The 21,480-nt window shown below is 57.6% G+C and carries 21 protein-coding genes; 4 read left to right on the forward strand and 17 right to left on the reverse strand.

The window, feature by feature from the left end; all coding sequences use genetic code 11:
• The 17 genes from ureE to ASF29_RS17705 form a co-directional block, all read right to left on the reverse strand.
• Window positions 1-480, reverse strand: coding sequence for an urease accessory protein UreE (ureE, locus tag ASF29_RS17625; RefSeq protein ID WP_062451972.1), 480 nt, complete (start codon window positions 478-480; stop codon window positions 1-3).
• Between the two features lie 110 nt (window positions 481-590).
• Window positions 591-1,334, reverse strand: a complete 744-nt coding sequence (locus ASF29_RS17630) for a GGDEF domain-containing protein (RefSeq protein WP_062451973.1) — start codon at window positions 1,332-1,334, stop codon at window positions 591-593.
• Between the two features lie 399 nt (window positions 1,335-1,733).
• Window positions 1,734-2,270, reverse strand: coding sequence for a peroxiredoxin (locus tag ASF29_RS17635; RefSeq protein ID WP_062451974.1), 537 nt, complete (start codon window positions 2,268-2,270; stop codon window positions 1,734-1,736).
• Between the two features lie 161 nt (window positions 2,271-2,431).
• Complete coding sequence (gene ureC / locus ASF29_RS17640) at window positions 2,432-4,141, reverse strand: urease subunit alpha (RefSeq protein WP_062451975.1); 1,710 nt, start codon at window positions 4,139-4,141, stop codon at window positions 2,432-2,434.
• A gap of 48 nt (window positions 4,142-4,189) precedes the next feature.
• Window positions 4,190-4,552 carry a lysozyme inhibitor LprI family protein gene (locus tag ASF29_RS17645; RefSeq protein ID WP_244473608.1) on the reverse strand — a complete coding sequence of 121 codons (363 nt, stop codon included), beginning with the start codon at window positions 4,550-4,552 and terminating at the stop codon, window positions 4,190-4,192.
• Between the two features lie 74 nt (window positions 4,553-4,626).
• On the reverse strand, window positions 4,627-4,932 hold the full coding sequence (locus tag ASF29_RS17650; RefSeq protein WP_062451976.1) for an urease subunit beta: 306 nt from the start codon (window positions 4,930-4,932) through the stop codon (window positions 4,627-4,629).
• Between the two features lie 18 nt (window positions 4,933-4,950).
• The gene (locus tag ASF29_RS17655) at window positions 4,951-5,208 is read right to left on the reverse strand and encodes a DUF1272 domain-containing protein (RefSeq protein WP_062451977.1); all 258 of its coding nucleotides are present in this window, start codon (window positions 5,206-5,208) and stop codon (window positions 4,951-4,953) included.
• A 12-nt stretch (window positions 5,209-5,220) separates the two neighbouring features.
• Complete coding sequence (locus tag ASF29_RS17660) at window positions 5,221-5,523, reverse strand: urease subunit gamma (protein ID WP_062451978.1); 303 nt, start codon at window positions 5,521-5,523, stop codon at window positions 5,221-5,223.
• Between the two features lie 19 nt (window positions 5,524-5,542).
• The gene (locus ASF29_RS17665; RefSeq protein WP_062451979.1) at window positions 5,543-6,370 is read right to left on the reverse strand and encodes an urease accessory protein UreD; all 828 of its coding nucleotides are present in this window, start codon (window positions 6,368-6,370) and stop codon (window positions 5,543-5,545) included.
• Window positions 6,301-7,521 carry a hypothetical protein gene (locus ASF29_RS17670; RefSeq protein WP_062451980.1) on the reverse strand — a complete coding sequence of 407 codons (1,221 nt, stop codon included), beginning with the start codon at window positions 7,519-7,521 and terminating at the stop codon, window positions 6,301-6,303. The genes ASF29_RS17665 and ASF29_RS17670 overlap by 70 nt, the downstream gene beginning before the upstream one ends.
• A 253-nt stretch (window positions 7,522-7,774) precedes the next feature.
• The gene (gene urtE / locus ASF29_RS17675) at window positions 7,775-8,470 is read right to left on the reverse strand and encodes an urea ABC transporter ATP-binding subunit UrtE (protein WP_062451981.1); all 696 of its coding nucleotides are present in this window, start codon (window positions 8,468-8,470) and stop codon (window positions 7,775-7,777) included.
• A gap of 13 nt (window positions 8,471-8,483) precedes the next feature.
• On the reverse strand, window positions 8,484-9,002 hold the full coding sequence (locus tag ASF29_RS17680; protein WP_062451982.1) for a hypothetical protein: 519 nt from the start codon (window positions 9,000-9,002) through the stop codon (window positions 8,484-8,486).
• A 76-nt stretch (window positions 9,003-9,078) separates the two neighbouring features.
• Complete coding sequence (gene urtD, locus ASF29_RS17685) at window positions 9,079-9,840, reverse strand: urea ABC transporter ATP-binding protein UrtD (RefSeq protein ID WP_062451983.1); 762 nt, start codon at window positions 9,838-9,840, stop codon at window positions 9,079-9,081.
• Window positions 9,841-9,845: 5 nt separating this feature from the next.
• On the reverse strand, window positions 9,846-11,024 hold the full coding sequence (urtC, locus tag ASF29_RS17690; protein WP_062451984.1) for an urea ABC transporter permease subunit UrtC: 1,179 nt from the start codon (window positions 11,022-11,024) through the stop codon (window positions 9,846-9,848).
• Entirely contained in the window at window positions 11,021-12,637 is a 1,617-nt protein-coding gene (gene urtB / locus ASF29_RS17695; RefSeq protein ID WP_062451985.1) for an urea ABC transporter permease subunit UrtB, read from the reverse strand. Before urtB ends, urtC begins: the two co-directional genes overlap by 4 nt.
• Before the next feature lie 270 nt (window positions 12,638-12,907).
• The gene (gene urtA / locus ASF29_RS17700) at window positions 12,908-14,197 is read right to left on the reverse strand and encodes an urea ABC transporter substrate-binding protein (protein ID WP_062451986.1); all 1,290 of its coding nucleotides are present in this window, start codon (window positions 14,195-14,197) and stop codon (window positions 12,908-12,910) included.
• Window positions 14,198-14,387: 190 nt separating this feature from the next.
• Window positions 14,388-14,570, reverse strand: a complete 183-nt coding sequence (locus ASF29_RS17705; RefSeq protein ID WP_062451987.1) for a DUF2735 domain-containing protein — start codon at window positions 14,568-14,570, stop codon at window positions 14,388-14,390.
• A 505-nt stretch (window positions 14,571-15,075) separates the two neighbouring features.
• Here ASF29_RS17705 and ASF29_RS17710 point away from each other — a divergent pair.
• The 4 genes from ASF29_RS17710 (at window position 15,076) to ASF29_RS17725 (ending at window position 21,451) form a co-directional block, all read left to right on the forward strand.
• On the forward strand, window positions 15,076-16,110 hold the full coding sequence (locus ASF29_RS17710; protein WP_062451988.1) for a glutamine synthetase beta-grasp domain-containing protein: 1,035 nt from the start codon (window positions 15,076-15,078) through the stop codon (window positions 16,108-16,110).
• Window positions 16,111-16,264: 154 nt separating this feature from the next.
• On the forward strand, window positions 16,265-17,035 hold the full coding sequence (locus ASF29_RS17715) for an SDR family oxidoreductase (protein WP_062451989.1): 771 nt from the start codon (window positions 16,265-16,267) through the stop codon (window positions 17,033-17,035).
• 94 nt (window positions 17,036-17,129) lie between these two features.
• Window positions 17,130-20,528 (forward strand): ATP-binding protein, encoded by a 3,399-nt coding sequence (locus tag ASF29_RS17720; protein WP_062451990.1) that lies wholly within the window; start codon window positions 17,130-17,132, stop codon window positions 20,526-20,528.
• Window positions 20,525-21,451 carry a response regulator transcription factor gene (locus ASF29_RS17725; RefSeq protein WP_062451991.1) on the forward strand — a complete coding sequence of 309 codons (927 nt, stop codon included), beginning with the start codon at window positions 20,525-20,527 and terminating at the stop codon, window positions 21,449-21,451. Before ASF29_RS17720 ends, ASF29_RS17725 begins: the two co-directional genes overlap by 4 nt.
• The last annotated feature ends 29 nt before the right edge of the window (window positions 21,452-21,480 follow it).

Here is a 21,480-nt window from a genome sequence, read left to right on the forward strand (position 1 = left end):
TCAGTCGTGGCTATGATGATGGTGATCGTGACCATGCGCGTGGCCACCATGGGCGTGGTACGCGCCTCGTGCGGGCTGGAACGGCTCCTCCACGTCCCGCACTGTCGCGCCAAGCCCCTCCAGCATGGCGCGGATGACATGGTCACGCAGAATTAGGATACGCCCCTCCTCGATCTGGGCCGAGAGATGCCTGTTGCCGAGATGCCAGGCCAACTCGATCAGATGCAGCGTGTTGCGGCCCTTGACCTCGAACAGTTTTTCATCGGCTGCCCGGACCTCGACGAGATCGCCATTCTCGACGATCAACAGATCTCCATGAGCAAACAGCACGGCCTCCTTGAGGTCGAGCATCACCATCTCGTCGTTCTGGAGGTGAAGAAGCTTGCGCCGCAAATGCCTCTGGTCGTGGGCAAGGGTGACATAACCAATGGGCTCGTCCGCAGGCGTGCCGGCGGGATGATAGGATTGAACGCGAAGCATGATGTATCCAGGATAAGTTTACGTCAGTCTGAAACCTGAAGGATCAGGCTCGCGAATGCAAGCGCATGGAGGCAAAATGCAGGCTCATACAGAGCCGGCTCGCGATCCCGTCAGGACGCGACCATGAAGGCGGATTTGAGGTTGTCGAGAGCAGGCGTGACAGGCAATTCTTCTTCGTGGCACACGCGGTTGCGGCCGGAAGACTTGGCCAGATAGAGAGCCTTGTCGGCGACCGCAAACGTATCATGCTTGGAGCGCGATGGACCGATATCGGCGACACCGACGGAAACCGTGGTCTGCAGCTGCGTTCCTTGGAAGTTGATGGTAAGGCAAGCCACTCTGATCCGCGCCAGTTCGATCAGAGTCAGACGGTCTTTGCGCAAACCTCCCCGCACGATCACCGCGAACTCCTCGCCTCCCAGCCGGGCCACGCAGTGGAAATCGCCGAAGACATCCTCAATGGCTGCCGCAGCCCTTTTGATCACGATATCGCCTGCCGCATGGCCGAAACTGTCATTGATCCGCTTGAAGCGATCGAGATCGAAAATCGCCAGCGACGCATCCTGTTCGACTTCATCGAAGGACTGATTGAAGGCGCGCCGATTTGCCAGCCCCGAAAGCGTATCCGTCCTGCTGAGCCGTTCGAACTCTGCATGAGAGGCGTGAAGTTTGCGGATCGCACTGCCGATCACCCCGCATAGCATGCCTGTGACGATACCACCGACGATCCAGGCCATGACGACGCTGTAAGCCAGCGCCTCGAGCAATGGTAAAGGCAGCAGGTGAAAGAACGCTGCGACAGCAATCACCGTGCAACTGACCAGCAGGGACAGAATGATGGAAATGAACACCATTTTTGTCGCAAAGGTGCGAAGATTTTGCCCTTCGCCAGGATTACTTAAACTCATTTCTAACGAAACAAATTTCCTCAAACGTTCAGCCATCACACCTCACCCTTGCATGACATAAGCGATAAAGATCATAGATTGGCTGGAAGTAAATCAATTGTCTAAATTTTTAACTACCGGAGGTATATTTGTGGAATACTTCGCAATGCAGCGATCTATTGCGACTTCTATCGCACTGCAAAATAAAGTCGCCGTCATGGGTTTCGCTTTTGCCTTTGTTTCGATCGCAAATCGCGCAAAGCTCTCAACATGAATATATATATTTGCGGACGTCGAGATTTCGTGTCCTGAAAGCAAAGAAGCCCGGCTTTTAGCCGGGCTTCTGCACTGAAAAATCGGGATGAATCAGGCTGCGATACGAGCCTTGAGATGTTCGAGAATGTTCTGCGGCGATGACACGCTGTAAGGGTCGCTTTCGCAATTGTCCGAATGGCCTTCTTCCTCGAACCACTGCTCAACCACACCGTCATTGACGATGGCCGCATAACGCCAGGAGCGCATGCCGAAGCCGAGATTGTCCTTGGAAACCAGCATGCCCATCTTGCGGGTGAATTCGCCCGAACCGTCTGGGATGACCTTTACGTTTTCAAGATTCTGACCCTTGGCCCAGGCATTCATCACAAATGCATCATTGACGGAAAGGCAGTAAATCTCATCAATGCCGAGCGCGCGGAATTCTGGTGTCAGCTTTTCAAAATCGGGGAGCTGATACGTCGAGCAGGTTGGCGTGAAGGCACCCGGCAGGGAGAAGAGAACGACCTTCTTGCCCTTGAAGTAGCCGTCGGAGGTCACATCCTGCCAACGATAAGGATTTGGGCCGCCAACAGCCTCATCGCGAATACGCGTGCGAAATGTTACAGCAGGCACTTTTTTGCCGAGCATGGGTTTCTCCTGTGCGAGTGTTTGGCGTGAAGAGCCTTGGGAAAAATTCACGCTGGAAAGCTGCCCTTGCGATAGCGCAAAATCGTTTGCAGTGCAGCAAAAATTGCCATGCGCAGGGCAGTCATGCACAGAAGGAAACCCTTGGCCCGCAAGGGTAGCGGTCAAAACAGGAAGTAGCGCTGTGCCATCGGCAGAACCGTTGCCGGCTCGCAGGTCAGAAGCTCGCCATCCGCCCGCACCTCGTAAGTCTCGGGATCGACCTCGATATGCGGCGTCAGCGAATTGTGGATCATCGATGCCTTTGAGATGCCGCCGCGCACGTTACGAACGGCCAGTAGCTTCTTGGCAACGCCCAGACGCTGCGCGATCCCACCATCCAGCGAGGCCTGCGAGACGAAGGTCACGGAGGAGTTGGTACGCAGCTTGCCATAGGCGGCAAACATGGGCCGGTAATGCATCGGCTGCGGCGTGGGGATGGACGCATTGGGATCGCCCATCGGGGCCGCGGCAATGGAGCCACCCAGCAGAACCATTTCCGGCTTCACGCCAAAAAAGGCAGGGTTCCACAGCACCAGATCGGCACGCTTGCCGACTTCGATGGAGCCGATTTCATGGCTGATGCCGTGAGCGATGGCTGGGTTGATGGTGTATTTTGCGATGTAACGACGAACACGGAAATTGTCGTTTTCACCCTTTTCTTCCTTAAGGCGACCGCGCTGGCGCTTCATCTTATCCGCCGTCTGCCATGTGCGGATGGCCACTTCACCCACACGGCCCATGGCCTGACTATCGGAGGAGATGATCGAGAAGGCACCGATATCATGCAGAATATCTTCTGCCGCGATGGTCTCCTTCCGGATGCGGCTTTCCGCGAAGGCGATATCTTCCGGGATAGATGGCGACAGGTGATGGCAGACCATCAGCATATCCAGATGCTCCGCCAGCGTGTTGACCGTATAGGGCCGTGTCGGATTGGTGGAGGACGGAATGACGTTGGGGTTACCGCAAATCTTGATGATGTCAGGCGCGTGGCCACCGCCCGCACCTTCGGTATGGAAGGCGTGGATGGTGCGCCCATTGATGGCCGCAATCGTGTCTTCCACGAAGCCGCTTTCATTCAGCGTATCGGTATGGATCATCACCTGCACGTCGAACTGATCTGCGACGCTTAAGCAATTGTCGATGGCGGCAGGTGTGGTGCCCCAGTCTTCATGCAGCTTCAGTGAGGACGCACCCGCAAGGATCATCTCTTCCAGCGGTTTGGGCAGCGAAGCATTGCCCTTGCCCGCAAGCGCGAGATTCATCGGAAAGGCATCGAAGCTCTCGATCATGCGTTCGATATGCCATGCGCCTGTGCAGGTGGTCGCCAGCGTGCCGTGGGCCGGGCCGGAACCACCGCCCAGCATGCAGGTGACACCACTCATCAGCGCCTCTTCAATCTGCTGCGGGCAGATGAAGTGGATATGCGCATCCATGCCGCCAGCGGTCAGAATTTTACCCTCACCGGCAATCGCTTCCGTGGAAGGGCCGACGATGATGCTCACACCCGGCTGCGTATCGGGATTACCAGCCTTGCCGATGGCATGAATGCGGCCATCCTTCAAACCGACATCCGCCTTGTAGACACCGCTGTGATCGACGATCACGACATTGGTGATGACAGTATCGACAGCGCCCTCAGCCCGTGTCGCCTGGCTCTGCCCCATGCCATCGCGAATGACCTTGCCGCCACCGAATTTCACCTCTTCGCCATAGGTGGTGAAGTCCTTCTCGATCTCGATGAAGAGTTCGGTATCGGCAAGACGCACCTTGTCGCCCACGGTGGGGCCGAACATGCTGGCATAGGCTGCGCGGGAAATCTTGTAAGGCATCGAAATCAGACTCCTTGGGAGGCGGAGAAAACAAAATCAGCAATCACATCAGAACCCGTCGGCAAGAGCACGAAGTTCTTCGGCGCGTTTCGTGCTCATATCGGCAAGGCAGGACGAAACGAGCATCGGCTCCATGGTACCGCCACGCGCCTGAAAGCCTGCCGCTTCGCAATTGGCATCACGGAAGGAGACCCAGGCGCGCTGCGCCGCAACCAGCGCATCGACCGCGCCCTTGCTGTCATCGTCAGCGGCCTTGTCCCAGGCGCTCATCTTCTTGCGAACCTGCTGATAGGCGGCATTCAAATCCTTGTCGGCAGATTCATACTCAATCGCCGCGCAGGCGTTCATATCCGATTGCGTCGTTGGCGAGTCGCAGTCCGGCTCTTCCTGCGCAAACGCCCGGTCAACCATGAAACTAGAGGGCAACGCTGCTAAGGCGAGCAAAAAGCTGAGTGACAGATGGCGCAACGACGTGGCGACCATCATCACAACTTTCCCATGACGAGTTTGCGAAAACCATAGACTTCCCGCTTGCCGGAAAGCGGCACCAGCGTGACTTCGCGCTTCTGACCAGGCTCGAAACGAACCGCGGTTCCGGCGGGAATATCCAGACGCATACCGTGCGCCTTCTCGCGCTCGAAATCCAGAGCCGCATTGGTTTCGGCAAAGTGATAATGGCTGCCGACCTGAACCGGCCTGTCACCCGTATTGGCAACCTCGATGGTGATGGTGGGCTGACCGGCGTTCAGCTCGATCACACCGTCTGCTGCTATGACTTCACCTGGAATCATGATCTTTTCCTTTAATCGTCACGCCGCTTTGACGGATGCGCAGCCGTCTGCCTTCAAAACCCGCTTTGTGGAAGCCGGGTTGTTCACCAGCTTTGCAGCGGGGCGGATGGGACGTCGCACCAGTTCACCACCACAATTGGGGCATTTGCCGTCCAGCACCGTCGTTGCGCAGTCGCGGCAATAGGTGCATTCGAAGGAACACATCATCGCGTCGAGACTGTCAGGAGGCAAATCCCTGTCGCAGCATTCGCAGTTCGGGCGCAGTTCAAGGGCCATGATGCCGCTCCTTTAGCGAATGGGTTCGTGCACGGTCACCAGCTTGGTGCCATCAGGGAAAGTTGCTTCCACCTGCACGTCATGGATCATCTCGGCAATGCCATCCATGACCTGATCACGCGAAATGACATGCGCGCCTGCTTCCATCAGCTCGGAGACGGCGCGGCCATCGCGCGCGCCTTCAACGACGAAATCGGTAATCAGGGCAATAGCTTCCGGGTAATTGAGCTTGACGCCCCGCTCCAGACGGCGACGCGCCACCATGGCTGCCATGGAAATCAGAAGCTTGTCTTTTTCTCTGGGGGTGAGGTTCATTGTCGTCCCGTTTCATTCATCAGAGATTCCAGACTTTCGGCACTGGCGCGCCATTTCGCAAGAGCGAAATGATCGGAAACAGCATTTTTCTCAAGGTGAATCCATCCGGCGCGGACAGGCGCACGACAAGCTTTCCCTGCCACTCGCTGGCGCCGCCGGAAAACCCGGCAACAGCCTGTATTTTAGGCAAAAGCGCCTCCGCCAATGGGCCGATGTAAAGGAGTGTTGCGAATGCGACCTGACCGGAGAGAACCGGCGCTGCACTGGTCAGCTCGGCAATTTTTCCATCGAGACGCAGTTCTTCCGCGTGAACCAGCTTGCCACCGTGGCGAATGCGCCAGCGATCTCGAAACAGCCCCTCCTCCATCGCTTCGCCCATGGCCTGACGACCGAGCAGGACGGCTTCCACGGCAACGAATTCAGCGGAGGCATCGATATCCGCTTCCAGCCTGCGGGTCAGAGAAGCGCGGTCGAAAAGGATGGTTTCCTGCGGAAGCCAGTGAAGCTTGGCATTGGGGCCAGCGGTGACACGGGCGGTAACGGTCGTCGTGCCAGCGGCGGCCTTGTAGACCTTCTCGCAGGCCTGCGTGGTTACGACGAGTGACGTGCCTTCACCGGCAACCGCCTGCCATTCGATCTCATCTCCTCCGGTCAATCCGCCGGAGGAGTTGATGAGAATGGCTTCCATTTCATTGGAAAACGTATCAGGCAGCCTGATTTTGGCGCAGCCTTCCTGAAACAATTCGTCCAGACGGCTGCGCCCATCGACAGCTTTCGTTACAATGCGCCCTCGACCGCGGGCACGCTGCGGGCATTGTTGAGGGATGATTTGCTGGTCTGGCTGCACGTCGTCTCCGAAGCTTTGGCGGATGCGGAAGCGGGAACCGCTTTCACAGAGCAATCCGTCTTCGCCGTTGCGTCGACAACCATCTGCCCTTCCGAATTCTGGAAGAAGTCCCACATTCTTTCAGCCGCATCAACCCGGCGCACGGTTTCCGTCGGCGTTTTGCGATCAACGACCTGCTGAACCTTGCCGGATGTATCGCTGGATGGCTTCCGGATGACGGCTGCGGCAGATGCCACCATGTCCGCCTTCATCGTCGCACGTGGCCAGGCGTGATCCCACGCATCGATGACGTAGGAATGGATGCGCGCACCGCTTTTGCAGACGTCATAGGTGTTCAAAGTAAAACTGTCGGTGGACTTGCTTTTGACCGCGCCCTTGCAGCCATCCATTTCGGCCCAGCGTTTCAAGGCCATTTCGCCGCTATATTGCCAATAGGGTTTGCCGCCGCCCTGATAGGGGTTGGCAGGGTCTTTCAGGCCAGCGAAAGCGACGATGGACAGTGGCTTTGCGGGCGCGCAGCTTTTCGCGTCCGGTGCCCACTTGCCCTCATTTTCCTGAGGGAGACCGGCGCGAAGAGATGCGACAAAACCGGCAGCAGCAAAATCGTTGCTGCCGCTGCACAGATATTGCGACAACATGCGTCCACCACCGGAATAACCGGAACCGTAGAAGCGTGTTTCATCCACGCAAAGCTTGGATTTGACCATGCTGATGGCGTCGCGAATGAAGCCAGGCTCATCCAGCCCACCCTCGCGCTTGGTCACGCCGGGGACGTTCCAGGCATTGGTGCCGGGCAATTCTCCCTTGAGGCTGCCTTGAAGCGCCACGACCACGATGCCTTCACGTTCGCCGACCTTATCCCAGCCGCTGCGGTCCAACTGTCCATTCGGATTGCTGTTGCTTCCATGAAAATCAAAGACGACAGGCATTTTTTTATTTCCATCATAAGAAGACGGAACAAAATAAACGCCAGCGCGTTCAGACCCCTCAGACATCAGCGAAAACGCGTGTCTGCCGGGTTCCATTGTCTGACCGCAGGTTGAAGCCAAAGCTGCGGCGCTGGTTGCTGTAAGAATGGCAAAGCCCGCGACAAGAGCGCGAGCGGGACGGACGAACCGGAAAAACCGGCCAGCAGCAGTCGTAAAATTCATCGGCACGCCTTTATTGGCACAGTTCCCCGGCAGTATGCCGGAAAATACGTGGAATGTAAGGGATCGACGGATGCAGCGTGCAGATGGTTGAACCACTGTGTCTCACATGCAGCATTTGCGCTGCCAATAACACAGCTTTTTTCTCAATGAAACGCTAAAATTGCGCATGAATGCTATGCGTCGTTGTAATAACGGTCACAAATTACATCATTTTTATCGGTTCGTGAGGTAGATTTGACAGTATAAGGTATTATTATACCGTCAAATGTCGCCGCGCTTCAACCGTATCCAGCGTTTCAGCCACCCCTTCGTGCACGATCTCACCGCGATCCATGATGTAAACGTAATCGGCAAGCTCGCGGCAAAAATCGAGATATTGCTCCACCAGCAGGATCGCCATCCCCGTAGAGTCCCGTAGATATTTGATGGCACGGCCGATATCCTTGATGATCGACGGCTGGATGCCTTCGGTCGGCTCGTCCAGCACCAGGATTTTGGGGCGTGTCACCAGCGCGCGGCCAATGGCCAATTGCTGCTGCTGCCCGCCCGAGAGATCGCCTCCCCTGCGTGAGAGCATGGATTGCAGCACCGGAAACAGGCTGAAAATATCATCGGGAATGAAGCGTTCCTTGCGCGGCAGCGGCGCATAGCCGGATTGTAGATTTTCCTGCACCGTCAACAACGGAAAAATCTCGCGCCCCTGCGGCACATAACCAACGCCGCGCTTGGCGCGCTGGTAGGGCGCAAGCCCGTTGAGGCTCTCACCGCCGAAACTGATGGTGCCGCCGCTGAGCGGATGCTGACCGGTCACGGCACGCAGCAACGAACTCTTGCCGACGCCGTTGCGCCCCAGCACACAGGTAATCTTGCCCATTTCCGCATTCAGCGAAATGCCGCGCAAGGCTTGCGCTGCGCCGTAATGGAGATTGATGTTTTCGACGCTTAGCATTCATCCACCTGTTCTAGTTCAGTAACGTTCGCCTCAGTGCCTGTAGTGCAGAGTCCTGCTCACTGGTTTTTTCGCCACCCACCCGGGCAACCTCTTCGGCGATGTCGATCAGTTGGCGTCGTTCATCGAAATCCAACGCGTTCGCCCAGATGTCCCGGAAACGGCGAATTGGGTCTTCAGGGTTGACGACATTCTTCGAAGCCCATTCTCCAAAGACGATTACTTCTTCCATGTCCTTCGACGCGATGATGTTTTTCATCTTCTCACGAACGACCGATTTTGCCGCTTCCACATGCATCGGCTTTTCGTTTGCGAGGCACATGAAGAACGCAACAGCAGCAATCGCGGGATCACGAATAGAGGCGATGGGTGCGACTTCGGCCTTCTTGCGAAATGACCGGCGCTTATAGGCCCCACGCATTTTCTCGACCGTATCGATGATCTCGCTGCCCGCTTCCCGCATCATCTTCAGCCGCCAATACCAAACTGCCGCACCACCGATTGCCATCACCAAAAGTCCGACCAAAGCCATTAAATCAACTCCAGATTTTAAATTTCACGATTTAAATCTGGTTCTGATTGAAGGCGCAAGTCAGACCTCACTGTTTCTAGCGCCCCAAATAATTCTCGATCACCTTGGGATCGCTCGACACAAAATCAATCGACCCTTCGGCGAGTACCGATCCCTCGGCCAGACACGTTACCTTGACGCCCAGTTCGCGGATGAAGCCCATGTCGTGTTCCACCACCACCACGGAACGGGTCTTGGCGATTTCCTTCAGCAGCACTGCCGTCTCTGCCGTCTCGGCGTCCGTCATGCCTGCCACGGGTTCATCCACCAGAAGCAGCTTCGGCTCCTGCGCCAGCAGCATGCCGATTTCTAGCCACTGCTTTTGCCCGTGAGAAAGATTGGCGGCCAGATCGTTGCGGCGTGAGCTGAGGCGGACCGTGGCCAAAATCTCTTCGATGCGGGCCTTGTCCTCTTCCGTCAGGCGGTAGAACAGCGTGGCGAAGACGCCGCGTTTGCGGTTAAGCGCCAGTTCCAGATTGTCCCAGACCGTATGGCTTTCGAACACCGTCGGCTTCTGAAACTTGCGACCGATGCCGAGCTGGGCGATATCCGCCTCGTCCTTTTTGGTGAGGTCGATGCTGTCTTCAAACAGCACCTTGCCCGTGTCTGGCCGGGTCTTGCCGGTGATGATGTCCATCATGGTCGTCTTGCCCGCGCCATTCGGCCCGATGATGGCGCGCAATTCGCCGGGCTCGACCACGAAGGACAGGGAATTCAACGCCTTGAAACCGTCGAAGGAAACGGAGACGCCGTCGAGATAGAGCAGGCTTTTCGTTCTGTTTTCGGCAACCGTGTTCATATGTGTTACTCCGCAGCCTGTTGCGCCGGTTTGACGGCATCGCCATTTTCCGCGCGCTTGGCCGCATCCTTAGACGCTTCCACCCGCTTTTCGCGCCGTCCTGCCAGATAATGCTGGGCAGTGCCGACGATACCCTTGGGGAAGAACAACGTGACCGCAATGAACAGCCCGCCCAGCGCAAACAGCCAGAACTCGGGGAATGCGCCGGTGAAATAGCTCTTGCCGCCATTGACGAGGATTGCGCCGAGGATCGGCCCGATCAACGTGCCGCGCCCTCCAACTGCCGTCCAGACGACGACCTCGATGGAATTGGCAGGCGAGAATTCGCCGGGATTGATGATGCCTACCTGCGGCACGAAGAGTGCACCGGCAATCCCCGCCATCATGGCCGAGACGACGAAGGTGAAGAGCTTGATGTTTTCCACCCGGAAACCCAGAAACCGCACCCGGCTTTCCGCATCCCGTACACCCACCAGCACTTTGCCGAATTTGGAATTGACGATGCCGGACGCAATCAGCAGGCAAAGCGCCAGCATGATCGCCGTCATGGCAAACAGAACGGCACGCGTGCCATCCGCCTGCACGGAAAAGCCGAGAATGTCTTTAAAGTCCGTCAGGCCGTTATTGCCGCCAAAGCCCATATCGTTGCGGAAAAAGGCCAGCAGCAGGGCATAGGTCATGGCCTGCGTGATGATCGAGAGGTAGACGCCGTTGACGCGGGAGCGAAAGGCAAACCAGCCGAAGACGAAGGCCAGCAGGCCCGGCACCACAAGCACCATCAGCATCGCAAACCAGAACATATCGAAGCCATGCCAGAACCACGGCAGTTCCTTCCAGTTCAGGAACACCATGAAGTCCGGCAGAACAGGATGGCCATAGGTTCCGCGCGTGCCGATCTGGCGCATCAGATACATGCCCATGGCATAACCGCCGAGCGCGAAGAAGGCGGCGTGACCGAGCGAGAGAATGCCGCAATAACCCCAGACCAGATCAAGCGCCAGCGCCAGAATGGCATAGGCCAGATATTTGCCCAGCATGGACATGATGTAGGTCGGAATGCGGAATGCGCTGTCTGCGGGAAGCAGCAGGTTGGACGCGGGCACGAGAACCGCGATGGCGAGGATAATGCCGATGGCGATGAGGATCCGGCGGTCGAGCGCCCGAAGGAGGAAGCCGGTAATCATGCTTCGATGGCCCTTCCCTTGAGTGCGAAGAGACCGCGTGGCCGCTTCTGAATGAACAGGATGATGAGAACGAGAACGAGAATTTTGCCGAGAACCGCACCGACTGTGGGCTCAAGAAACTTGTTGAGCACGCCGAGCGACAGCGCTCCGACCAGCGTTCCCCAGAGATTGCCGACCCCGCCAAACACCACCACCATGAAACTGTCGATGATGTAGGACTGGCCAAGATTGGGCGAGACATTGTCGATTTGGCTGAGCGCCACACCCGCCAGCCCGGCAACGCCAGAGCCAAGCGCAAAGGTGAAGGCATCCACCCAGGAGGTGCGAATACCCATGGAAGAAGCCATGCGACGGTTTTGCGTCACAGCCCGCATTTGCAACCCGAAGGCCGAGCGCTTGAGCAACAGAAGTAGGGCAAAGAAGACGGAAAGCGAGAAGCAGACGATCCAGAGGCGGTTCCAAGTGAAGTTCATATAGCCGACGCTGAAAGACCCGGACATCCAGCTGGGGTTGCCGACTTCACGGTTGGTGGGACCGAAGATGGAGCGCACGCCCTGCTGCAAAATCAGCGAAATGCCCCATGTGGCCAGCAGTGTTTCCAGCGGGCGGCCATAGAGAAAACGGATGACGCCGCGCTCCATGACGAGGCCAACGGCAGCGGTGACCAGAAACGCAACCGGCAACGCAATCGTCAGCGACCAGTCGAACAGGCCGGGATAATGGCTGCGGATCACCTCCTGCACCATGAAGGTGGAGTAGGCGCCGATCATGACCATCTCGCCATGCGCCATGTTGATGATGCCCATGACGCCGAAGGTGATGGCAAGACCGATGGCCGCCAGCAGCAGCACCGAGCCCAAGGACAGGCCGTACCAGATGTTTTGCGCATAATCCCACAGCGCAAGCGAGCTCTCGATCTTGATGATCGCAGACATGACGTCTTCGCGCAGCATCGGGTCGAGATTAGGAGATGCGGATTGAAGAATGCCGATAACACTGCGACCGCCGATATTCGCGATCGTTTGGATCGCTGCGCGCTTTTCCTCGACCGAACGATCCGAAGCAAGAACCGAAACGGCGCGCGCCTCTTCCATGCGGCCACGCACCTGCGCATCCGTTTCCTTGGCAAGCGCCGTCTCCAGCAATTGCAGATTTTCCGCGCTCGGTGCTTTCAGGACCGCATCGGCTGCGGACAGGCGAACGAATTTTTCCGGGCTGAGCAGCGTCAGACCGCCGAGTGCCGCACGAATGACGCGGCGAAGATTGTTATTGACCTTGATCTTGGCAACCGCCGCCTTCGGCGCTTCGCCCACACTTTCGCCGGTTAGCGGATTGACAAGCGTAAGATTGGCACCAGCGGGTTTGGTCATGAAAACGAGAGTGTCGGACTTGCGAACATAAAGCTCGCCCTCCGCAAAGGCATTCAGCGGCGGGACCACACGCGGGTCTCCCGTCGCCGCAATCTGCCCGATCAGGGCTTCGGCCTGCTTGAAATCGGCAGTGCCGAGTGCGTCGATGAGGGGTTTAGGATCGGTTTGCTGCGCGTAGGTTGGAGCGGCGATCCCGAGCGTCAGCCATAGGAACATGGCTCGAAGAAGAAATCGGATCGTCATGTCAGCTCCTCATTGCGACGATGATGCGTCAGTGCGTTTGGTTGAGCACCGTGGGTTTGAAGTGCTCTCTGCCTGGATGGTGCTCAAGGCATCCCACACTCTCTGTCGTCATCCTCGGGCTTGACCCGAGGATCTGCTGCCGTTGCGTTACGTTCTATCGTTGGCGAGAGAATGCCGGTGCCGCCGGCAGATCCTCGGGTCAAGCCCGAGGATGACGTCGAGTTAGTGGCGGGCCAACCGTATTACAGCTGGCCCATGCCCTCGCGCCTATCAGCTACCCTTGCCACCGCACTTACCCGTGGCAACATTGAAGTTGCCGCAGGACATCGGCTTGCGCCAATCCGAGATCAGGTCCTTGCTATCAGGCAGGTAATCCGACCATTCGTCGCCTACGACCTGCGGGGTCTGCTGCACGATCTGGAACTGGCCGTCGGACTGGATCTCACCGATCAACACCGGCTTGGTGATGTGGTGGTTCGGCATGACGGTGGCGTAGCCGCCCGAGAGGTTCGGCACGGAAACGCCGATGATCGAGTCCAGCACCTTGTCGGTATCTGTCGTGCCAGCGGCTTCGACGGCCTTGACCCAGGCGTTGAAGCCGATATAGACGGCTTCCATCGGGTCGTTGGTCACGCGCTTGTCGTTCTTGGTGAAGGCGTGCCATTCCTTGATGAACTCTGCATTCACAGGGGCATCGACGGACTGGAAGTAGTTCCAGGCGGCAAGGTGGCCGACCAGCGGGCTGGTATCGAGACCGGCAAGTTCTTCTTCGCCCACCGAGAAGGCGACGACCGGAATGTCTTCAGCCTTCACGCCCTGGTTTGCCAGCTCTTTGTAGAACGGCACGTTGGCGTCCCCATTGATGGTGGAAACCACGGCGGTCTTCTTGCCGGCAGAGCCGAATTTCTTGATGTCGGACACGATCGTCTGCCAGTCGGAATGGCCGAATGGCGTGTAGTTGATCATGATGTCCTCTTCCTTGACGCCCTTCGACATCAGGTAGGCCTTCAGGATCTTGTTGGTTGTCTGCGGATAGACATAGTCCGTACCGGCTAGAACCCAGCGCTCGACGCCTTCGGTGTTGGCCAGATAATCAACAGCCGGAATGGCCTGCTGGTTTGGCGCGGCACCGGTGTAGAAGATATTGCGGGAGGATTCTTCACCCTCATACTGCACGGGATAGAAGAGAATGGAGTTGAGCTCTTCGAAAACCGGCAGAACGGATTTGCGCGAGGACGAGGTCCAGCAACCGAAGACGGCGGCGACCTTATCCTGCGAAATCAGCTGGCGGGCCTTTTCAGCAAACAGTGGCCAGTCGGAGGCCGGATCGACAACCACGGCTTCGAGCTTCTTGCCCAGAACGCCGCCCTTCTTGTTCTGCTCTTCGATGAGCATCAGCATGGCGTCTTTGAGGGTCGTTTCGGAAATCGCCATAGTGCCGGACAGCGAATGCAGAACACCGACCTTGATGGTGTCGTCAGCGGCAAAGGCACCGTGGAATGCGGTGGTGGACATAATAGCGCCAAACAAAGCGCCACTCAGCATCTTTTGAAATGTCATCGGAAGAACCCCTCTCCTGTTTAGCCTCTGTGGGCTCAGCGGTTTTGTTACCGCTGCTGGAGGGGGACTATCGGCCTCACGAGATCGAAACCGTATACGTCAATTGACGTAGGAGGGGTGGCGAAACAGGAACAACCGTCCAAGCCTCGGCGCGCATCGTCAGCGCCGGGACGTTCGTCATCTCACATGCTCAATTGTGCGGTTTGTCGGATTCCGAATTTTCCAGGATAGCTTCCTGATGATACCAGCTGTCAAAGTCTATGAATGTCTTCGGCGCTGTGACCGAAGGCACCTTTGAGATGGTATCCTTGCGCATTCCCTTGAAGCCTGCACGGCCACCGACGGGGAACTGATAGATTGTGGCACTTTCCATATGGGGTTCGCTTCTCATGACATTCACGCTTTCGTTGAATAGCCAGCTTTGTTGCCTCGTTCTGAATATACGCTCAAACACACTGAAAAACACCCCATCTGATTAAAAAAATATCACGAAGCCTAAAAAATAGGCTCATCAAAATCACCTCCGCGCAAAGAACAGTCTTTATGCAGATCGAGACCGAAATTCGGAAATTTCTGCGAAGAAAATACGCTTCGCCGATAAAACGGCATCATTTTTGACCAGAAATAGCGTTTGCCCTTGCAAAAGCATCGGAAATTGCAGGATTTTCCAAAATATCATTCGGTCGGTTTTCGCAGATTTTTGGCCCCGGCGAATCAACGCGCTTCAAAAAATCGACGATCTACCGATCCACACCCTCAAACTGGCACGGCGAATGCATCTACCTTGGCAGCACTTGAAAGAGAGGGTGGTCTGGTAAGACCGCTTTGCTCGCATAAGGATATCAAGGCTTCGCATCTTAACCTATGAGAGGTTCGTAATGACTAAGTTCAAACTCGAGTACATCTGGCTGGATGGTTACAAGCCGGTAGCAAACCTGCGCGGCAAGACGCAGATCAAGGAATTCGACGAATTCCCGACACTCGAGCAGCTTCCGCTCTGGGGCTTCGATGGCTCCTCCACGATGCAGGCCGAAGGCCATAGCTCGGATTGCGTTCTGAAGCCTGTAGCCATCTATCCAGACCCGGCCCGCACCAACGGCGCACTCGTCATGTGCGAAGTCATGATGCCGGACGGCGTCACGCCGCACGCGTCCAACAGCCGCGCAACGATCCTTGACGACGAAGGCGCATGGTTCGGCTTCGAGCAGGAATACTTCTTCTACGAAGATGGCCGTCCGCTCGGCTTCCCTGAGCAGGGTTACCCAGCGCCACAGGGCCCATACTACACAGGCGTCGGCTACAAGAACGTTGGCTCCATCGCCCGCGAAATCGTTGAAGAGCACCTCGACCTCTGCCTGGAAGCCGGCATCAACCACGAAGGCATCAACGCCGAAGTGGCCAAGGGCCAGTGGGAATTCCAAGTCTTCGGCAAGGGCTCCAAGAGCGCTGCCGACCAGATCTGGATCGCGCGTTACCTGCTTCTTCGCCTTTGCGAAAAGTACGGCATCGACGTCGAGTTCCATTGCAAGCCACTCGGCGACACCGACTGGAACGGTTCTGGCATGCACTGCAACTTCTCCACCAAGTTCATGCGTGAGGTTGGCGGCAAGGAATATTTCGAAGCGCTTATGGCTGCTTTCGAAAAGAACTGGAAAGAGCACATCGACGTTTACGGCCCGGACAACCATCTGCGCCTGACCGGCAAGCATGAAACAGCGCCCTGGAACAAGTTCTCCTACGGCATTGCTGACCGTGGCGCCTCGATCCGCGTTCCGCACTCCTTCGTCAACAACGGCTACAAGGGTTACCTTGAAGACCGTCGTCCGAACTCCCAGGGCTGCCCTTACCAGATCGCCTCCGTCGTTCTGAAGACGATTGCAGAAGTGCCGCTCGCAAAGTCGGCTGCTGCTTAATACCTGAAATGGCGTCGCTCGATCCGGGCGACGCCATTTTTCTGTCCAGAGTCCGCAATTGCGAACGGCTGGTCGCTCAGTTGACCTTTCTCCCTCCTCTTCGCCGCGCGTATTCTTTGCGCTGACGGAACCAATCAAACCGGGATGGCGAGCGATGGGCATTCTCCAAAAATTCTCTCTGGAAAACCGCACGGCCATTATCACCGGCAGCGGGCGCGGTCTCGGCTTTGAGATTGCCAAGGCCTTTACCGAGGCGGGTGCGCATGTTTGGCTGACCGGACGTAACGCCGATACGCTGCAAGCATCGGTCGACATCCTGCGCAACGCAGGCGGAAAAGCCGACTACGCCGCCTTCAATATAGCGGACACTGCCGCTGGCAGCGATCTCGTCCGCCGCATCATGGATGAGGTCGGACACCTCGATATTCTCGTCAACAATGTCGGTGCGCGCGACCGTCGTCCGCTGCGCGACTTTAGGGACGAGGACGTATTCGATCTCATCCGCACCGACCTCACCTCCTCCATCTGCCTGTCGCGGGATGCGGCGGAAGCCATGACGGTAAATAGTTACGGGCGCATCATCACCATTACCTCCATCCTCGGTCATGTGGTGCGACCGGGCGATGCGATTTACCCCGTCGCAAAACAGGGACTAACCGGATTGATGCGTAGCATTGCCGTTGAATATGGCGCACTTGGCATTACCAGCAACGCCATCGCACCCGGCATGTTCGCCACGGAAACCAACGCAGCCCTTGCCGAAGACCCGGATATGCTGGCCTTCGCCAAGATGCGTGTTCCCCTGGAGCGTTGGGGAAAGCCGGATGAGATCGCTGGCGCAGCGCTATTTTTGGCCAGCGATGCGGCCTCCTTCGTCAATGGCCATGTCCTGACTGTGGATGGCGGCATGTCGGTGCGACTTTGAAACAAACACTCCCGTATTTTCCTTGCAAACAAAGGTCTTTGGCTGGAAACTGCACAATTGAGCATCACACCCAAAAAGGCGCTGGTTTTTAGGCATGGCCGCACGGCAACGCATCATCCCCGTCAGGCGCGAATATAACCGTTGGGTCGCCAACCAGACGCTGGAAGATTACGCGCTGCGCTTTACCGCCAAAAGCGCGCGGCAGTTTTCCTCCAGCCGCATTTCCCACACCGCCATCGGCGCTATATCGTTTCTGGCGCTGGAAGCCATCGGCGGCGCGATTACACTGTCCTATGGCACCACGAATGCCTTCTTCGCCATCCTCGTCGCTGCCACCGTCATGCTGGCGGTGGGTGTGCCGATCAGCCGTTACGCCATCCGCTACGGCGTCGATATCGATCTACTGACGCGCGGTGCGAGCTTCGGCTATATCGGCTCCACCATCACCTCGCTCATCTACGCCGCCTTTACCTTCATGCTCTTTGCCATCGAGGCATCGATCATGTCCGGCGCGCTGGAACTGGCGCTCGGCATACCCTTGTGGATCGGCTATATCATCTCGGCCGTCATGGTCATTCCGCTCGTCACCCACGGCGTGCGGCTGATCAGCCGTTTCCAGATCATCACCCAGCCCTTCTGGATCATCCTCAACATCCTGCCCTTCATCTTCATCGCCTTTATGGACTGGGGCAAATTCGATCTTTGGCGGGCTTTTGCGGGTATTCACCACGCTTCCGGCCCGCCGGGGACGACAGCGGATTTCAACCTCATCGAATTCGGTGCGGCGTCCGCCGTCATTCTGGCGCTGATGTCGCAGATCGGGGAGCAGGTGGATTTCCTTCGCTTCCTGCCTGCCGATGGCAAGCTGAAACTGCGGCATCGCTTTGCGGTGTTTCTCGCAGGGGCTGGCTGGGTTCTGGTCGGTGTACCGAAACTGCTGGCAGGCTCCTTCCTGGTGGTACTGACCTTCAGTTCCGGCGTTCCTGTCGATCGCGCCGCCGATCCCTCGCAAATGTATCTGACCGCCTTCGGCTATATGATCCCCAACGAGAACGCCGCTTTGTTGCTGATGGTGGCTTTCGTCGTCGTCTCGCAGCTCAAGATCAACGTCATGAACGCCTATGCCGGGTCGCTGGCATGGTCGAACTTCTTTTCCCGTCTCACCCACAGCCACCCGGGCCGCGTCGTCTGGCTGGTCTTCAACGTCCTGATCGCGCTGCTGTTGATGGAACTCGGCATCTACCGGCTGCTGGAGGAAACGCTCGGCATCTTCTCCATCATCGCCATGGCGTGGCTCTGCACCATCTCAGCCGATCTCTTCATCAACAAGCCACTCGGCCTTGCGCCGCCGGGCATCGAGTTCAAACGTGCGCATCTCTACGACATCAACCCTGTCGGAGTCGGCACCATGGCGCTGTCTGCCACCATTGCGCTGACGGCTCATTTCGGCCTGTTCGGTACGCTGGCCGCATCGCTTGCGCCCTACCTCACCCTCATCGTCGCCTTCACCGTCTCCCCGCTGATTGCCTGGGGCACGAAGGGAAAATTCTACCTTGCGCGCAAGCCGCGACAGACGTGGAAACTGGAAAGCAGCATCACCTGCTCCATCTGCGAACATCCGTTCGAGCCAGAGGACATGGCCTGGTGCCCCGCTTATGCCGCGCCAATCTGTTCGCTCTGCTGCTCGCTGGACAGCCGCTGCCATGATATGTGCAAGCCCAAGGCCAAGCTGAACTATCAGGTCGCCACCGTCGCACGCGCGTTCCTGCCGAATGATCTGGTGGCCCGCCTCGCCACCCGGCTGGGGCGCTATGCCATGTCGGCGGCGCTGGCCATCATCGTCTTGGGCGCAACGCTGGCCCTGATTGCGCATCAGGTTGGCACCTCCTCCCCCGCCACTGTGGATGTGGTCAACCGCACGATCCTTGCGGTCTTCTTCGTCTTTGCCGTCATCGCCGGTATCGTCTGCTGGTTTCTGGTTCTCGCCCATGACAGCCGCGTCGTGGCGGAGGAAGAATCCTCGCGCCAGAACACGCTTTTGCTAAAGGAAATCGCTGCACACAAAAAGACTGACGCCGCACTACAGAACGCCAAGGACACGGCGGAAGCTGCCAATCGCGCGAAAAGCCGCTACGTCGTCGGCCTTAGCCATGAATTGCGCACGCCGCTGAACGCCGTTCTCGGCTACGCGCAAATCCTAGAGCGCGACGACACCATTCCTCAGCCGCGCCAGTCCGCCATCAAGGTCATCCGCCGCTCCGCCGACCACCTGTCGGGACTGATCGATGGCCTCTTGGATATTTCCAAGATCGAAGCGGGCCGCCTGCAGGTCTATTCCAACGAAATCAACATTCAGGATTTTCTCGACCAGATCATCGATCTCTTCCGCCCGCAGGCGCAGGCAAAGGGGCTAGATCTGCTGCACGAGCGCGCCCGCGCGCTGCCGCAATATGTTCGCACCGACGAGAAGCGCCTTCGCCAGATTCTCGTCAATCTTCTGTCCAACGCCATCAAGTTCACCGATGCAGGGCAAGTGCGCTTCGATGTCGCCTATCGCAGCCAGGTCGCGACCTTCACCATTTCCGATACGGGACGCGGCATCGCCGAGAAGGATTTGAGCCGTATCTACGAACCGTTCCAGCGCGGTGAGGCCGAAAGCATCCGCCCCATGCCGGGCCTTGGCCTTGGGCTGACCATCACCCAGCTGTTGACCAACACGCTGGGCGGTGAAATTTCCGTGGTCAGCGAAAAAGACAAGGGCTCAACCTTCAAGGTGCGGCTAATGCTCTCGGCGGTGGATCGTCCCAGCACCGCGCCTGCGCCGGAAAAAACCATCGTCTCCTATTCCGGCCCGCGCCGCACCATCGTCGTGGTTGACGATAATGAGGATCATCGCGAATTGATGCGCGAGGTGCTTGGCCCGCTCGATTTCGTGGTGCTGACGGCCCAAAGCGGCCCGGATTGCCTGACGCTCATCGAAGGCGTCAAACCCGACCTGTTCCTGATCGATATTTCCATGCCCGGCATGAGCGGTTGGCAACTTGTGACGAAGCTGCGGGAGGCGGGCCAGACTGCGCCTCTCATCATGCTCTCGGCCAATATTGGCGATGGTTCGATCGCTGGCGCGGGCGAGGACAATCACAACGACACGATTGCCAAGCCGGTCGATATCCGCCGCCTGTGCGACAAGCTCGCCGTGCATCTGGGCCTGACATGGGTTTATGATACGGATGCCCCTGCCCTGACCACGCCCGCCAGGGCCGAGATCACCACGCCTGGGCCATCGCACATCAAGGATTTGCAGCAGCTGGGTGAAATCGGCTATATCAGAGGCATCGAGGCGAAGCTTGCCGACCTCGCCCGCACTTCTGAAAATCTGGCCTTCACCGAAGAACTGACGGGCTACGTGCAGTCCTTCGATATGGCGGGCTACGCCGCCTTTCTCAACCGTTTTGAGAACCAGCCCAGCATCAAAAAGGAGCGTCAGCCATGAGCGTCCCGTCTGCCGCGCTAGCGAAGGATATCGTTCTTCTGGTGGATGATAGCCCGGACGCGCTGGGCTTCCTGACCGATGCGCTGGAACAATCCGGCTTTTCCGTTCTGATCGCCACCTCCGGGCAATCGGCCCTCAACATCGCAGAGCGCATCACCCCCGATATCATCCTGCTGGACGCCGTTATGCCATCAATGGATGGTTTCGAAACCTGCACGCGGCTGAAAGCCAACGCGGCGGTCACGCAGGTGCCGGTCATCTTCATGACCGGGCTGACCGAGACGGAACATGTGGTGCGGGCGTTGGAATCCGGCGGTGTCGATTATCTGACGAAGCCGATCAATATCGATGAGCTGCGCGCTCGCATCCGCGTCCACCTGTCCAATGCCCGTTCCGCTCAAAGTGCGCGCGTGGCGCTGGATGCCGCAGGTCGCCACCTGCTGGCGGTGCGCGCAAACGGTGCCATTCACTGGTCGACGCCACAAGCAACGCGGCTGGTCAATGCTGCGACAGGTCGTGATGACGGGCTGGAAATCGTGACTCAGCATATCGCAGGATGGCTCGCCAATCGCGGAAACGACGTACCGCGTGATGCGCCGCTGACCATTCAACAGGCGGATCGGGCCACACTGCAACTGACGTTTCTTGGTGCGATGGGGCCGGATGAGCATCTGTTCCGGCTGACGGCTGCGAGCGACAAGCCTGCCGACGCGATGCTGCGCCAGCATTTCGCTCTGACGGTCAGGGAATCTGAAGTGCTGCTCTGGATCGCCAAGGGCAAGTCCAACCGGGATATCGGCGATATTCTTGGCCTCTCTTCCCGCACGGTGAACAAGCATCTGGAGCAGATTTACGTCAAACTCGGCGTCGAGAATCGCGCCTCCGCGGCCGTGAAGGCCGCTCATATTTTGCACGAAACATAAAAAACGGGTGCGCAATCCGCACCCGTTTT

Origin of the sequence: Rhizobium sp. Leaf262, assembly GCF_001422245.1 — a bacterium.
Taxonomy (GTDB): Bacteria; Pseudomonadota; Alphaproteobacteria; order Rhizobiales; family Rhizobiaceae; genus Agrobacterium.